The following is a 14962-nucleotide window of genomic DNA, read 5'->3' as shown; positions in this document are numbered from 1 at the left end:
GAACCGTATCCGCCCACTCGACGACGCCGGTCGTCGGCGACACATGTCACCCCCGCTACACCTGTCGTCCACATCGCCCTGCTCTGATGCCCGAGGCCCGCCCCTGAACGAGGGGAGGCGCCTCCCCGATCACGAAGGACCAGGATGACCACCACCCCCACCGCCGCACGACGCCCGCGCCACCGCGCCCGCGTCGCCGCGGCGCTCCTGCTCGTCACGGCCACCGCCGTCGGAGCCACGAGCACCGTCACGTCGGCCCGCGCCGACGACGCCGTCCCGCTGCTGACCACCGAGTCGACCGCGTGGAGCTACCTCGAGACCGGGGTCGACCCGTCCGCCGGCAGCACCGACCCGCTCAGCTGGACCGCCGACGACTTCGACGACTCCCAGTGGAAGAACGCCCAGGGCAGCTTCGGCGCCAAGGGCGGCAAGGCGACCGGCATGGGCGGCGGCTACGCCGTCGACACCCTGCTGCAGCAGTACCTGCCGGGCGGCACCGTCGACGTGCCGACCTACTTCTTCCGCTCCTCGCTCGAGCTCACCGCCGACCAGCTCGCGGGCTGGAAGTCGCTGACCGCCGACGTCGTCTACGACGACGCGCTCGTCGTGTACGTCAACGGCACGAAGGTCGTCGGCTACGAGGACTCCCGCATTGCCGACTTCGAGGGCAACGTCGGCTACGCGGGCGACGGCGGCGGCGACCCCGACCGCTCGACGTTCACGATCGACCCGGCCCTGCTGCACGCGGGCGAGAACACCGTCTCGGTCGCGCTCTACCAGGACCGCTCGACCAGCTCGGACATCTACTTCGACTTCCTCTCGCTGACCCCCGTCTCGGCGAGCGCCGAGGCCACCATCAGCGACGTGTTCCTCAATGTCGGGGCCGACGAGTCGCAGCGTGCGGTGTCGTGGTACTCCGACTCGACCAGCGCCGAGGAGGCGCAGCTCGCGCTGACGAAGGACGTGACGGGCGGCGTCTTCCCGGCCCGCGCCTCCTCGTTCGCCTCCACCAGCGGAGTGGCGACCGACGGGCAGAACTGGCACCACGCGACGCTGACCGGCCTCGTGCCGAGCACCTCGTACAGCTACCGGGTCGGCAGCGACGCCGACGGCTGGTCGGAGACGTACGTCTTCGAGACGCAGGCGACCGGCGACTACGGCTTCCTGTTCATCGGCGATGCGCAGATCGGCGCGGGCGAGACCGCACGCGACACGGCCGGCTGGGTCGAGACGATGGGCAAGGCGTCGGGCGAGTTCCCCGACACGAGCTTCGTGCTGAGCGCGGGCGACCAGGTCAACACGGCGTCGAACGAGCTGCAGTACGACGGGTTCCTCGCGCCGTCGCAGACGAAGACGCTGCCGTTCGCGACCAACATCGGCAACCACGACGTCGCGAGCAAGGCGTACGAGCAGCACTTCGCGATGCCGAACGTCAGCGAGACGGCGGGCCGTCCCGACGCGGCCCGGGCCGGCGGCGACTACTGGTTCATCTACCAGGACACGCTCTACATCTCGTTCAACTCGAACGACCGTGACGACGCCGGCCACGCCGACTTTGCGCGGAAAGTGATCGCCGAGCACGGCGACGAGGCCCGCTGGACCATCGTGACGTTCCACCACTCGGTCTACAGCGTCGCCTCGCACGCGACCGACGGCGACATCGTCACCCGCCGCGCCGAGCTGCCGCCCGTGATGAGCGAGCTCGACGTCGACCTGGTGCTGATGGGCCACGACCACGTGTACGTCCGCAGCTACCTGATGAGCGGCACGACGCCGGTGCACACCGACGAGCCGGTCGACGGTACGGTCGCGCCCGAGGGCGACGAGGTGCTCTACGTCACGGCGAACTCGTCGAGCGGCAGCAAGTACTACGACATCCAGTCGCAGGACTTCGACTTCAGCGCCGTGCAGAACCAGGAGTACACGCCGAACTTCACCAACGTCGAGGTGACGGCCGACTCCATCGCGATGACGACGTACCGCACGACCGACATGGCCGTCGTCGACGAGGTCACACTGTCGCGTCCGGCCGACCCGACGGAGCCTCCCGTCGACCCGACCGACCCGACGACGCCTCCCGTCGACCCGACCACGCCTCCGGTGGACCCCACGACGCCGCCCGTCGACCCGGGCACCGGTGACGAGGACCCGACGGCGGTGCCGCTCTCCGAGCTGACGGAGGCGACGCACACGCTGGTCGTCACCGCCGTCGACGAGGCGGAGGGCACGCTCACCGCGACCGTCCCGCGTCGTCTCGCCGGTGCGGCGCTCGACTGGTTCGTCCACTCGGAGCCAGTCTACCTGGGCGACGACCCCAGTGACGACGACGGTGTGCTCACGCTGCGCCTCCCCGAGGGCCTCGGAGCCGGCACCCACACCCTCGTCGGCCAGACCGACGCGACGGGCGCCGAGACCTGGGGCACCTTCGAGCTGACCGCCGTCTCCGACCCGCTGCCCGGCACGCCGGGTGCCGGCGGTGCTGGTTCGGGCACCGGTGCAGACACGGGTGCGGGCACGTCGGCCGGAGGCTCGACCACCACGGCGCAGGCCGACGGCGCGCTCGCCTTCACCGGCAGCGACGCCCTCCCCCTCGCCGCGGGAGCGCTGCTGGTGCTGCTCGCCGGCCTCGCGCTGGTCATCCGGGCCCGCCGCCGCCGCGCGTAGCCCGCAGCTCGCCCTTGGGGCGTCGAGTTGCCGCACCCGTGCGGCAGCCGGCGCCCCTCGCGCCTCGTGGTCAGCCCGGGGGCTGGGCACCAGCGAGTGCTCGGGCTATGAGGGCAGTTGCGATCTGGTCGGATCGGTTCGGTACCTGTGCCAGCGCGTGAGCCGCGGCCCTGATGCCGCCAGCGGAGACGATGGCCGCACCAGAGGCACGCACCTCGCCGTTGATCCACATCGTCACCCCCTCTCGCTGCCAGCTGACGGTCCGCTCAGGTCCGGCGTCGTGGGCTAGGGCCCAGTCCGCGTACCGACACAGATCCTCGAAGGTCGACCACATGCCACCCGAGGCGGCGTAGGGAGACCCGGCCATCTGCCACGGCGCGAGCGGCCGCCCGAACCAGAGCGACGGCATGATGCAGTCGTGGGCTCTCGGGGTCACAGTGGCCGTGGTGATGCCGGCCGGGACGAGAACGTGCTCCTGGACCGCACCGAACCAGTCTCCGTGCACGCGATCCAAGATGCTGCCGAGCAGGGCGTACCCGGTGTTCGAGTACAGGTACTCGCCCCACGCTCCGCCCTCAGGTCGGACGTCCTCGGGCGACAGGGGCCGACCGACTGTGCCCCGGTAGGGGTCTCGCACGAGACCACCCCGCATGTTCGTGGGCAAGCGCCGCAAGCCCGAGGTGTGGTGGACCAGGTCCGCGACCGTGTACTCGGCGTCCGGGTACTCGGGCAGCAGGTCTGCCACACGACGATTCGTGTCGAGGGTCAGATACGCGGTGGTGCCGACCAGCCCCTTGGTGATGCTGCCCCACTCCAAGAGCGAAGCCCTTGCGTAGGGCCCCGCGGCCCCCCGGTCTTCGACCCAGGCACTGTCGGCCGCAGCACGGACACTCGCGCGCCAGTCACCAGACGCTTTCAGGGAATCTCTCATCACGCACCTCCTCGAGCGTCCGGATCGGGCCGGGGCCGCCACGCCTCGATGAGCTTCCGTACATGAACGCGGAAGCGCTCGATGTGACCATTGACGAAGAGCATGTCGTATGCGGCCATCACGAGAGCGAAGGAGGTGAGGCCCATGAGGACGCCGATGGCAAGGTGGAAAACAAGCATGGCTGTCACTGCGGCGATTCGTCCTCCACGAAAGACGATGAACACAGGAAAGAAGACAGAAACTAAGACCGTGGCGTATCCGCCAAGAACCGGAAGCCAGTCAGATTGCATGAGTAGGGGCGTGACACCGGGGAGGAAGAACTCCGGAACATTCAGGACGTAGTAAAGCGCCGTACCGTCCTGCCAAAGATCTCCTTGAACTTTGTACAGGCCAGCCATCAGATAGACGATGCAGACCTGGACCGCGAGAAGAAGCAACCCAGTGTTGTTACAGACTGCGACGGTAGCGCTCTCAGCCCGCTCTCGTCCTCGTCTCCTCACTGCGAATGACGAATGACACCGCGTAAGCAGGAGAAAGGGAATCGCGGTCGCCGTGAGCGCATCCCCGCCATCCATGAATGAGGGGTTTGCCATGTACAGCGACCAAAGCAACACATAGTGGGCAGCCAGGACGGCCCGCCCGCCGATACCGAGCAGCACAAGGAGGGCCATGACGATGCCGGTATGGAAGATGAGCTCGAAAACAACGGGCGACGATGAGGCGGAGTAGAGACTGAATGTCCCTATGCTGGCCGCATAGTCAGAGATCACCTGCTGCCCGTACACGCCGTCCGGCCCGAAGAAAAGGGCCCTATCTGTGTAGTGGCGAAGGTACAGCGCGAGGGAAGTGAACCCGATCACGGCTCTCATGAGGCTCAGCGCTGTCGTGGCCCGAGCCGCACCGGTCATCCACTCGGAAATCGAATCGGCTCGCGTCCTCAAGGCAGAAATCACAGGACGATCCACTTGGAGTCGAGAACATGCACTTCTCCCCGCGTGCTCAAGTCCATTCGAGTCGACCAAGGCGGGAGCGAACGGGTCACGTATCGAATTTGCACCGCGGTTGGTCTCAATGGTGATTGGCCTGAACAGGCGGTCACACGAGCGGCGTACCGAGCAAGAAGGCGCTCCGCCCGCTTACCGGCCGCGCCGTCGTCCGGAATGAGATCCTCAGCGTTTCTCTCCGAGAGTCGTTGCGCGATGTCGTCCCTCGCGAATCGCTCGACGAGAGCACTGCTGACGATCCGGCTCTCCCTTGACGGGAACAGTCGAGTTCCTTGAGTCTCTGCGATGGCCGGCGAGGAAATATCAACCCACGCTTCGGGATCGCCGTCGCAGCGGAGTCGTGCCACGACCCCGCGCTCGTCGCTCACGGGATCCGGCGCGAACAACTGCCAGTTCTGGGAAAAGTGCGGATTAGGTAGTTGCGCGACCGGTCCAACGTCAAATCGGATCGGGGTAACAGGTCCGGCGAGCACAAGTGCATTCAGTGTGAAAGTCATAACGACGCTCAAGCCGAGCGCAGCACCAAGTTCTTTTCGCATGAACCTTCCTTCGAGGAGCGACGGGGCTCACCCTTTCGGGTGAACCCCATCTGGACGACTTATCGATCGAAGTAGGCGGTTTCCACGTCGGGAGAATTGAGAGGCGTCGCCGACATGAAGCCCAGGACACTAGCCAGTCGGGCCATGTTGCCGACGGCCTGGGGTGCCTTGGCCGCCTTGAAGCCGATGGCCATCGCTCTCGCGACTCCCACCAGACGACGGGGCGCCATCTCGTCGACGCCTGACTCCGTGCTGGCCGGATCGTTGAGAGCTTCCGCCATGGCAGACGTCTGCTCGTACGAAGTGGGAGCGGCATTCGCTGGGGTGCCAGCTAGGACGCCCCCGAACATCATGGCGACTACCAAGCATGAACCGAGTTTCTGATTTTTCTTCATTTTATGAATTCCAATCTGCTGAAATACGAGTTCTATATGTAGCACTTTCAGACCTGTCTGTCTACGGCCAAGATCTGGGCCCCAGAGCCGCGCACCCTGATCGAGCCGGGAGCGCGCCGACCTACTTGGAGGCGCAAGGGCGAACCCGTCGACCCCGAGAAATGGCGCCCACAGGCCAGGTGCTGCTGAGCGGAGCGGTGGCGCTCGTCGCCCTGGCCCGCCGACGCCAGCCCTAGACTCCGCACGCCCTCCCTCGAGAGGCCCCGAATCGACCCCCGAGCCCCTCGGAAGGTCGATTCGGGGCCTCTCGTCCCTGCTGCGCGGCGTCAACCGGCACGGACGGTCGTCGCGAGCCGCTGCGAGAGCGCTTCGTGCCGGTTCAGCACCCTCCAGAAGGGCCTCAGGCGAAGGAGGCGCCCGTCTCGTGCCCGAGGAACGTCCACATCCACGTCGACGCCAGCTCCGACGTCAGCCCCGGAGCCTTCTGCGCCAGCTGCGTCGCGACCCCGTCGCTGTACGCGGCGAGCTTGAGCGCCACCTCCGACGCGCGATCGGCGCCGTCCGGACCAGCAGCCCCGGCCCCATCCGGGCCCGCAGCTCCTGCCGCGGACCCGAGCGCCGGGAACGCGCCCGACTCCGCCCCGCGCCGGAGCGTCCGCGTGAGGCACGCCTCCCAGACGCGGATCCGCTCGACGTACTCTGCGGCGACCGCGGGTTTCCGCGCGACGGCCGTCCAGTAGTCCGACCAGAGCCGCCAGTGTTCGTCGCTCGCGTCCGTCGCGGCGAAGAGCGGCTCGACGAGCATCCGCACGCCGGCGACCGGGTCCGGCTCGGCGTCGACAGCCTCGATGATCGACGAGTAGAAGCGCGCCGTCTCGAGCACGACGACTTCGTTGAGGATCTCCGCGACGCTCTCGAAGTGGTAGGTCACCGTGCCCACCGAGACGCCCGCCTCCCCCGCGATGTCGCGCAGCCGCGTCCCGCCGAGCCCCTCGCGCAGGATGACGCCGCGCGCCGCCTCCACGATCAGCGCCCGTCGCACGGCCGGCTTCTGCCGAGCCCCGCCCGCAGCAGCAGGAGTACTCGCAGACACACCCGCAGGCGCAGCCGAGGAGGCGCCGCTCCCGTCCCCGACCCCGCTCACGCCGACGTCCTCGGCACCCGGTCCTCGAACCGGCGTTCCGCGACGACGACGACCGGCGCCTCGGGCCCGCCGTCCCGAGCCCACGCCTGCACGGTGTTGACGACGACGAACTCGTCCCGGGTCGCCGTCAGCCGCGACGTCGTCTCGAGCCACGCCTTCCACGACGGCTTCTCGAGCCCGATGGCCCAGCGCGACTCCGCGGAGGCCGAGAGCGGGTCGCCGTCGGTGATGCGGTAGGTCTCGCGGCTGTCCTCGGTGAAGACGAGCCCGTCGGGATAGGCGCGTCCGCCGCCGTAGCCGGGGTCGACATCGAGCACCCACTCGCCCGTGCCGACGTCGTGCGAGACGCTGCGCTGCGGCAGGTCCGACGCGGCGGGCAGCGCGCGCACGGCGAGCGGGGTCGCGCGGGTCGGCGCCTCGAACCGCACGCCGTCGTCGCCGTGCCGTGTCCAGACGGGCAGCGTCACCGAGCTGTGCCGCGGGTCGATCGTCAGGGTCGCCTCGTCGGGGTGCGGCCAGATCCAGGGCCAGTAGGCGGACGAGACCGCCACCCGGAGGCGGTGGCCGACCGGGAAGGAATGTCCGGTCGAGACCAAGGCGACCTGCACGACCTCCTCGACCCCCGCCTCCATCGGGACGTTCTGATCGCGACCGTGCCGCTTGTTCAGGTTGAGGACCCCGCGGGTGACGAGCGTCGAGCTGCCGTCGGGGGCGACGTCGCAGAGCCGCACGATGACCGTGGCCGACGTCCGGTCGCTCGTCAGCGCGAGGTCGACGACGACGTTCCCCAGCAGGTCGAGGGGCGCCCCCGTGGCCAGCAGGTCGAAGCAGGCCGAGCGTCCGTCCTCGCCGCGCTGGTCGGGCGGCAGGTCGGTGGCGTTGCCGAAGGGGAAGAAGCGTCCAGCGTCGAGTCCGGTGCTCTGCGGCGAGCGCACCGACACCGGTCCGTGCTCGCCGCCGACGGCGAGCGACAGCGACTCGACCCGAGCCGAGGTCGCCTCCGATGGCCAGGCCTCGGCGGCGACCCAGCGGCCGGTCCGCTCGGCGTAGAACGTCGCGGGAGGCTCGGAGTCGTTGATCCAGGCCCGCAGCGCCGGCTCGTCGTCGACGCCGTTCGGCTCGTCGAGCAGCCAGCGGTCCCACCAGTGCAGCGTCTCCTGCAGGAACCCGATGCCCGGCCCCGGAGCCAGCCCGCGGTCCGGGTACTGGTGCGACCACGGCCCGACGATCCCCTTGACGGGGGCATCGAGGTTCGACACGAGCCGCAGCACGGCGTCGCGGTACGGGTCGGCCCAGCCGCCGACGGCGAGCACCGCGGCCGTGATCGAGGAGTAGTCCTCGCACACGCTGCCGTGCCGCCAGTAGTCGTCGCGCTCCTGGTGGGCGAGCCAGGTCGGCGTCATCGGCACGTTGTGCTCGAGGCGTTCACGCCACTGGGCGATCCAGTCGGCGCCGACCACCTCGGGCCGCGGCGGACGGGAGTTGAACGCGAACATCGTCCCTCCCCAGGCCGCCATGTCGATGCCGAGCACCGCGCCGCCCATGTAGTGGACGTCGTTGTCGTACCGGTCGTCGGTCGAGCACACGGTGACGATCGCCTTGAGCGCGGCGGGGGCGCGACCGGCGAGCTGGAGAGCGTTGAACCCGCCCCACGAGATCCCGAACATGCCCACGGCGCCCGTCGACCACGGCTGGGCGGCGAGCCACTCGATCAGGGCGATGCCGTCGTCCAGCTCCTGCACCGAGTACTCGTCGTCGAACAGCCCGTCGCTCGACCCCGTGCCCCGGATGTCCACCCGCACCGACGCGTACCCCCGCGCCGCGTACCAGGGGTGCCGCTCGCTGTCGCGCGGAGCGGTCCAGTCGTCGAGCCGGTACGGCAGGTACTCGAGCAGCACCGGCACGGGGCGCTCGACCCGCGGCGCCCAGATCCGTGCGTGCAGCCGAGTGCCGTCCGGCAGCGGCACCCACTCGTCGCGCACGTCGACCTCATGCAGCGCCTCGGTGTCGCGAAGGAGGCGCGGGTGGCGACTGGCGGACCGGTCGCCCTGGCGCCCTTGGTCGGCCTGGCGCCCCTGGTCGGCCTGGCGCCCTTGGGCGCCGTACGCGCGCTGGTCGCCGTGTGCATGCGGGGCGCGCTGCTCGTCCTGCCCGCTCACGACGCGCCCCCGTCCCGACGTCGGCCCTGTTCGCGCTCACGCAGGCGGCGCAGGAGGTGGGCCTCCGCAGCGATGCCGCCCTCCGCCTCCTCGTCGCCGGCGCGGTCGTGCAGCTGCACCCCGCCGTGCACGCTGGTCCGAACCGCGCCCCTGCCGACGTCGATCCGTCTCGTGCCGGATCGCTCGGCACCGCGCGTCCCCACCACGGCCCCCCTGGTCACGTCGTTCTCCCTCACATCGCCTCCCAGCGCTTGATCCGGTGTCCGTCGCCGTGGTCGTCCCAGCCCTCGGCGTCGCGCCAGCGCGGGCGGCCGTCGCCGACGCTCGGCAGCTCGGTGGTGCCCGGGTCGAGCGTCGCGTCGAGCAGCGTCTGCGTGTACGGATGGTTCGGGCCGGAGAACACGGTGTCGGCCGGGCCGACCTCCACGATCTGTCCGCCCGTCATGACGGCGACGCGATCGGCCACGCCGCGGACGACCGCGAGGTCGTGGCTGATGAAGAGGCAGCTCAGCCCCTTCTCGTCGCGGAGCCCCGTCAGCAGGTCGAGCACCCCCGCCTGCACCCGCACGTCGAGCGCGGTCGTGATCTCGTCGGCGATGATCAGCTCGGGGCCGGCGGCGAGCGCGCGGGCGATGCCGACGCGCTGGCGCTGACCGCCCGAGAGCTGGGCCGGCAGGCGTGCGGCGAAGTCCGGCGACAGCCCGACCTCGACCAGCAGCTCGGCAGTGCGATCAGCCCGGGCGGAGCCGGTCAGCCCCGTGAACAGTGTCAGCGGCCGAGCGATCGCAGCGCCGACGGTGCGTCGCGGGTTGAGCGACGTGTCCGCGTTCTGGAACACGAGCTGCACCGACCGCCGCAGCTCCGCCGTCCGCCTCGCGACGGGCTGGGTGAGGTCGCCCTCGACGCCGTCCGCGCCGCGGAACGTGAACGACCCCGACTCCGCCGGGATCAGCCCCGCCATCGCCGTCGCCAGTGTCGACTTGCCGGAGCCCGACTCCCCCACCACGGCCAACGTCTCCCGCCGCCCGATCTCGAGCGACACCCGGTCGACGGCCGCGGGCAGCCCGCGGCCGTACCGCACGACCAGCTCGCGAGCGACGACGACCGCCTCCGCGCGTTCGCTGCCGGCGGTCTCGGAGACGTGATCAGCGCTGTCAGCGCGACCCGTACCTCCCGCGAACCCCGCAGTGGACGATGCACCCCGCAACGACGAGGTGTTCGGTCCACTCGAGGGTGCATCGCCGCCGGGAACGCTGGTCCCCCGCACCGCACCCGGAGCGTGCCCGGTCCCGGCAGCGCGACCCGCACCTCCTTCGTGCCCCGTTCCGGACAGCGTGCCGCGCTGTGCCGCGTCATGGTGTCCGGAACGCGTCAAGTCACTCGCAGCGCCCGCGGCACCGGCAGCACCGGCAGCGCCGGCAGCAGATTCACCCGCAGGAGGCGCGGCGCCGTCCCCGGCACCGCCCACCACGCGACTCGCCCGCGCCAAGAACCGCGTTTCGAACGATGAACCGCGTTTTATCCCGGTTCTTGGTTCGGAACCCGGTTCATGGTGGTCAGCAGCGTCAGCGTCGTCGGCACCGCCCACGCGCGGGATGCTCGCGAGCAGCTCCCGCGTGTACGGGTCGCGCGGGTCGGCGAACAGGTCCGCGGTGGCCCGGTGCTCGACGACGACACCGTCGCGCATGACGGCGATCTCGTCGGCCATGCTCGAGACGACGCCGAGGTCGTGGCTCACGAGCAGGATCGCCATGTCGAGCTCGACGGCGAGGTCGCGGATGAGCTCCAGCACGGCGGACTGCGTGACGACGTCGAGCGCGGTCGTCGGCTCGTCGAGCACGAGCAGCCTGGGACGCGCCGCGACGGCCATCGCGATCGCGATCCGCTGCTGCTGCCCGCCGGAGAGCTGGTGCGGGTACCGCCGCACGATCCCCTCGGGGTCGGGCAGCCGCACGTGCCGGACGAGCTCGAGCACGCGCTCGTGGCCGCCGGGCAGTCCGTGGCTCTCGAGCGCCTCGCGCAGCTGTCGGCCGACGCGCATCGAGGGAGTCAGCGCCTGTCCGGCGTTCTGGGCGACGAGCGCGGCGGTGCCACCGCGCAGCGCACGGCGGGCCCGCTCGTCGAGCGCAAAGACGTCGGAACCGGCCACGGTGACGCTGCCGCCGACGAGGCGCGAGCCCCGTCGGAGGTGCGCCAGCAGCGTCCGAGCCACCGTCGACTTGCCGCTTCCGCTCTCGCCCACGAGGCCGAGTGCGCGACCGGCGGCGATGTCGAAGCTGACGCCGCGCACCACGGGCACCTCGCGGCGTCCGGCGGAGTACGAGATCGAGAGGTCGTCGACGCGCACGACGAGGTCGCGGGCGGTCTCGCCGACCGCACCCGCGCCTCCTCGGCTCGCCCCCTCCGCAGCGCCAGATGCGACCGCAGGAGGTGCGGCTGAACTCCGCAGGCCTGATCCGTCACGAGACGGATCAGCGCCCGCAGGAGTGTGCCCGGCCGTTCCGATGCGAGCGGTCATCAGATCGCCCCCTTCTGGGCGCGGTCGACGCCCAACGTCTTGCTGAGTCCGTCGGCGCTGAGGTTGAGGCCGATCACGAGTGTGGCGAGCGCGACGACGGGGGCGAGGGTCCCGAGCGGCACGACGGTGAGGGCGGTGCGGTTCTCCTGCACCATGAGCCCCCAGTCGGGAGTCGGCGGGTTCGCGCCGAACCCCAGGAACGACAGCGTCGAGATCAGCAGCACGATCCAGGAGGCGCGCATCGCGAACTCGACGAGCACCACGTCGGTGACGTTCGGCAGGATCTCGCGGAACACGATGCTGAGCGCTCCCTCGCCGCGGGCGCGGGCGGCGGTGACGTAGTCCTGGGTGATGACGGTGCGGGCGGCTCCGCGGACCACGCGCGTCACGGCCGGTGCGTAGACGACGGTGACGGCGAGCACGATGACCCACAGCCCCGAGTCGAACACGGTCACGACGACGAGCAGCGCGAGGATCGACGGCACGCTGAGCAGCGCGTCGACGATCCGCATGACGACCTCGTCGAACCAGTTGTCGGCGTAGGCGGTGACGCAGCCGAGCACCGTGCCGATGCCGACGGCGATCGTCGTCGCGAGGAACGTCACGAGCAGCGCGTACTGCCCGCCGTGCAGGGTGCGCGAGAGGATGTCGCGGCCGTACTGGTCCGTGCCGAGCCAGTGCGACCAGCTCGCGCCGCTGAGCGCGGCGGTGGAGTCGGTCATGACGGGGTCGTGTCCCGAGATCAGCGGGGCGAGCACGGCGAGCAGCACGTGCAGCGCGATGAGCCCCAGTCCGATGCCGAGAGCCGAGGAGGCGCTGATGCTGCTGCCGAGACCCGTCCAGACCGAGCGCAGCCGCGTCGCGATCGGGGCCCTGCCCTCAGCCGAGGCCGAGGCCGGGGACGAAGCGGGAGCAGGAGGAGGCGTGATCGTGCTCATGAGCGGGCCTTCCGTCGGGTGCGCAGCCGCGGGTCGAGCGCGAGGGCGATCAGGTCGGCCGCGAGGTTGCAGACGACGTAGACGAGCGCGCTGACGACGGCGATCGCCTGGATGGTGGGCAGGTCGCGGTTGAAGACCGACTCGAGCATGAGCTTGCCCATGCCCGGGTAGTTGAAGACGTTCTCGACGACGACGACTCCCCCGAGCAGCCACGCCACGTTGAGGGCGACGACGTTGAGGGTCGGCAGCAGCGCGCTCGGCACGGCGTGGCGCCAGACGACCTGGCGGGTCGAGAGGCCCTTGAGCTCGGCGGTGGTGACGAACTCCGAGGCCATCACGTCGATGGTCGACGAGCGTGCCGTCCGGACGATGTAGGCCGCCATGGCGAGGGTCAGCACGATGGCGGGCAGCCACACGCTCGGCAGCAGCTCCGTCACGGTGGCGCTGTCGCCGCGCAGCACGACGGCCGGGAAGATCGGGATCGCGACCGCGAACAGCAGCACGAGGATCGTGGCGACCATGAACTCGGGCACGCTCATCACGATCAGGCTGATCAGCGAGATGGCGTGGTCGCTCGGGCGGCCTCGGCGCACGCCCGCGACGACGCCGAGGGTCAGCGACAGCGTCACGCCGACGAGCAGGGCCGGCACGGCGATCAACATGCTGTTGCGGAACGCGACGAGCAGGTCGGGCCCGACCGGAGCCCCGCTGACCAGCGAGATGCCGAAGTCGCCGTGGCTGGCGCCGACGAGCCACTGGCCGTAGCGGGCCCAGACGTTCTGGTCGAGGCCGAGCGTCTCGCGCAGCGCGGCGACCGCGTCGGGAGTCGCGTCCTGGCCGAGGAGCTGCTGAGCGACGTCGCCGGGCAGCGCCTGCACCGCGAAGAACACGAAGAAGGAGGCGAGCAGCACGGTGAGCAGGGCGGTGCCGACCCGGCGCAGCACGAGCAGAGCGGTGGTGACGGCCGCGCCTCCTGGGCGGGCGCCTCCTCGGCTCTGTTTGTCGAGGCCCGACGACGGACGCGGCTGACCCGGCGGCGTGGGCGGGCTGGTGATCTCGGTACTCATGCGCGCAGTCCGATCTGCAGGTAGTCGAACTCGAAGCCGTACTCGCGGTAGTTGACGACGTTCCGGCCGAGGCCGACGAGGCGGTCGCCGAACATCGGCGTCATGTCGGCGGAGTCCTCGACGATGACGCGCTGGGCGTCCTGGTAGAGCATCCGGCGACGTTCGTCGTTCATCTCGGCGCGGGCGGAGTCGAGCAGCCCGTCGAAGGTGGGGTTCGACCAGGCGCTCTCGTTGTACGACGAGCCGGTGCGGAAGATCTGGTTCAGCAGCTGGTCGATCGGGCGGCCGGTGAACCAGTAGCTGACCATCAGCGGCTTCTGCATCCAGATCTGCGTGTAGTACGAGTCCGAGGAGGCGTTGCGCACGACGAGATCGATGCCCGCCTCCTTCACCTGGTCGCGGTACGCGACGGCCATCGAGGTGAAGACCGACTCGTAGCTGGATGTGTAGATCTCGGTGCGGAAGCCTTCGCGACCGGCCTGCTTGAGCAGTGCCCGGGCCTTGTCGGGGTCGTGCTGGCGCTGCTCGTCGAGCCAGACCGCCTGGGTGGGAGGCACGGGGTTGTCCCACCCCGGCGAGCCGGTGCCCTGCAGGGCGGTGTCGACGATGGCCTGGGGGTCGTAGGCGAGCTTCATGGCCTGGCGGACCAGCGGGTCGCTGAACTCGGCGGAGGTGAACAGCATCGGGATCGTGTACCACTGCGCGTTGGCGGAGCGGGCGACGGTGGCGGTGCTCGAGGCGCTGACGACCTGGGCGGTGGCGAAGTCGAGGTTGGTCTGCGAGATGAGGTCGATCTGGCCGGCGAGCAGGGCGTTGACGCGCGCCGTCGTGTCCTGGATCGAGTAGAAGTCGATGCCGTCGAGCACCGGACATCCGGCGAAGTGGTCCTCGAACGCCTCGATGCTGCCCGTGCCCGCGGGCTCGAAGCTGCTCAGCTTGAACGGCCCCGTGCCGATGCCGGTGGTGCCGATCCCGTTCGGGTCGCCGGGCTCGGCGCTGCCCTCGGGGACGATGTAGCACTGGTACGCGGTCAGCAGCGAGGGGAACTCGGCGTTGGCGGTCAGCAGCTCGAAGCGGAGGGTGAGCGGGTCGGGGGCGCTCATGCTGCCCGGGCCGATCATGGCGGCGAGAACCTCGCCCTGGGGCGAGCCGGTGTCGGGGTCGAGGATGTGCTCGATCGAGTAGATGGCGTCGGCGGCGGTGAAGCGGCGTCCGTCGTGGAACGTGACGCCCTGGCGCAGGCGGAAGGTCCAGGTGACGCCGTCGGGGGTGGCGGACCACTCCTCGGCGAGGTCGGGCACGGTGACGCCCTGCTCGTCGAGCTTGACGAGGCGGTTGTAGAGGGCGCCGAGGTACTCGTAGGCCGAGAGGGAGCTGGCCGAGTCGAGGGTCTCCGCAGCGGAGGCGGCGGGTCGGGCGATGCGGAGGCTTCCGCCGCTCTTCGCTGTGCCAACGGCGGCGGCCTCGGGGATGGTCGGGTTGCTCCGCGCCGGCGTGCAGCCCGACAGGGTCAGCAGGCCCAACCCGGCGAGCCCGGCGGCGCCGGCCAGCACGGTGCGCCGGCTCAGGCCGGATCGGTGTTCAGGGACGATCGGTGTCATGC

General features: G+C 70.2%; 12 protein-coding genes. 1 reads left to right on the top strand and 11 read right to left on the bottom strand.

Features of this window, described 5'->3' with window-relative positions; genetic code table 11:
- Positions 1-144: 144 nt before the first annotated feature.
- On the top strand, positions 145-2664 hold the full coding sequence (locus tag EDF18_RS00225; RefSeq protein ID WP_123545376.1) for an FN3 domain-containing metallophosphoesterase family protein: 2520 nt from the start codon (positions 145-147) through the stop codon (positions 2662-2664).
- A gap of 70 nt (positions 2665-2734) precedes the next feature.
- Here the strand turns inward: EDF18_RS00225 and EDF18_RS00220 are convergent, their stop codons facing one another.
- The 11 genes from EDF18_RS00220 to EDF18_RS00175 all read right to left on the bottom strand — a co-directional run bounded on the left by EDF18_RS00220 (position 2735) and on the right by EDF18_RS00175 (position 14960).
- Positions 2735-3595 carry a serine hydrolase gene (locus EDF18_RS00220; protein WP_148050017.1) on the bottom strand — a complete coding sequence of 287 codons (861 nt, stop codon included), beginning with the start codon at positions 3593-3595 and terminating at the stop codon, positions 2735-2737.
- Positions 3595-4548 (bottom strand): HTTM domain-containing protein, encoded by a 954-nt coding sequence (locus EDF18_RS00215; protein ID WP_123545372.1) that lies wholly within the window; start codon positions 4546-4548, stop codon positions 3595-3597. The genes EDF18_RS00220 and EDF18_RS00215 overlap by 1 nt, the downstream gene beginning before the upstream one ends.
- Positions 4545-5138 (bottom strand): DUF5819 family protein, encoded by a 594-nt coding sequence (locus EDF18_RS16095; protein WP_148050016.1) that lies wholly within the window; start codon positions 5136-5138, stop codon positions 4545-4547. The genes EDF18_RS00215 and EDF18_RS16095 overlap by 4 nt, the downstream gene beginning before the upstream one ends.
- A 59-nt stretch (positions 5139-5197) precedes the next feature.
- Positions 5198-5533, bottom strand: coding sequence for a hypothetical protein (locus EDF18_RS00210; RefSeq protein WP_148050015.1), 336 nt, complete (start codon positions 5531-5533; stop codon positions 5198-5200).
- Positions 5534-5933: 400 nt separating this feature from the next.
- Complete coding sequence (locus tag EDF18_RS00205) at positions 5934-6575, bottom strand: TetR family transcriptional regulator C-terminal domain-containing protein (RefSeq protein ID WP_123545369.1); 642 nt, start codon at positions 6573-6575, stop codon at positions 5934-5936.
- A gap of 98 nt (positions 6576-6673) precedes the next feature.
- Entirely contained in the window at positions 6674-8836 is a 2163-nt protein-coding gene (locus EDF18_RS00200; protein WP_233568910.1) for a CocE/NonD family hydrolase, read from the bottom strand.
- Entirely contained in the window at positions 8833-9057 is a 225-nt protein-coding gene (locus tag EDF18_RS00195) for a hypothetical protein (RefSeq protein ID WP_148050014.1), read from the bottom strand. The genes EDF18_RS00200 and EDF18_RS00195 overlap by 4 nt, the downstream gene beginning before the upstream one ends.
- A gap of 11 nt (positions 9058-9068) precedes the next feature.
- Positions 9069-11354, bottom strand: coding sequence for an ABC transporter ATP-binding protein (locus EDF18_RS16530; RefSeq protein WP_158614585.1), 2286 nt, complete (start codon positions 11352-11354; stop codon positions 9069-9071).
- Entirely contained in the window at positions 11354-12292 is a 939-nt protein-coding gene (locus tag EDF18_RS00185) for an ABC transporter permease (RefSeq protein ID WP_123545365.1), read from the bottom strand. Before EDF18_RS00185 ends, EDF18_RS16530 begins: the two co-directional genes overlap by 1 nt.
- A complete protein-coding gene (locus EDF18_RS00180; protein WP_123545364.1) occupies positions 12289-13359 on the bottom strand; it encodes an ABC transporter permease in 1071 nt (356 codons plus the stop codon). Before EDF18_RS00180 ends, EDF18_RS00185 begins: the two co-directional genes overlap by 4 nt.
- The gene (locus tag EDF18_RS00175; RefSeq protein ID WP_123545362.1) at positions 13356-14960 is read right to left on the bottom strand and encodes an ABC transporter substrate-binding protein; all 1605 of its coding nucleotides are present in this window, start codon (positions 14958-14960) and stop codon (positions 13356-13358) included. Before EDF18_RS00175 ends, EDF18_RS00180 begins: the two co-directional genes overlap by 4 nt.
- Positions 14961-14962: the final 2 nt, after the last annotated feature.

Origin of the sequence: Frigoribacterium sp. PhB107 (assembly GCF_003751515.1) — a bacterium.
In the GTDB taxonomy this organism is placed as follows: Bacteria; Actinomycetota; Actinomycetes; order Actinomycetales; family Microbacteriaceae; genus Frigoribacterium.
The sequence above is the reverse complement of the archived record's forward strand: the minus strand, read 5'-3'. Positions and strand labels throughout refer to the sequence as shown.

Excerpts from the sequence above, each read along its gene's own strand:
- EDF18_RS00225 (WP_123545376.1), top strand. The coding sequence starts at position 145 with ATGACCACCACCCCCACCGCCGCACGACGCCCGCGCCACCGCGCCCGC.
- EDF18_RS00220 (WP_148050017.1), bottom strand. The coding sequence starts at position 3,595 with ATGAGAGATTCCCTGAAAGCGTCTGGTGACTGGCGCGCGAGTGTCCGT.
- EDF18_RS16095 (WP_148050016.1), bottom strand. The coding sequence starts at position 5,138 with ATGCGAAAAGAACTTGGTGCTGCGCTCGGCTTGAGCGTCGTTATGACT.
- EDF18_RS00210 (WP_148050015.1), bottom strand. The coding sequence starts at position 5,533 with ATGAAGAAAAATCAGAAACTCGGTTCATGCTTGGTAGTCGCCATGATG.
- EDF18_RS16530 (WP_158614585.1), bottom strand. The coding sequence starts at position 11,354 with ATGACCGCTCGCATCGGAACGGCCGGGCACACTCCTGCGGGCGCTGAT.
- EDF18_RS00185 (WP_123545365.1), bottom strand. The coding sequence starts at position 12,292 with ATGAGCACGATCACGCCTCCTCCTGCTCCCGCTTCGTCCCCGGCCTCG.
- EDF18_RS00180 (WP_123545364.1), bottom strand. The coding sequence starts at position 13,359 with ATGAGTACCGAGATCACCAGCCCGCCCACGCCGCCGGGTCAGCCGCGT.
- EDF18_RS00175 (WP_123545362.1), bottom strand. The coding sequence starts at position 14,960 with ATGACACCGATCGTCCCTGAACACCGATCCGGCCTGAGCCGGCGCACC.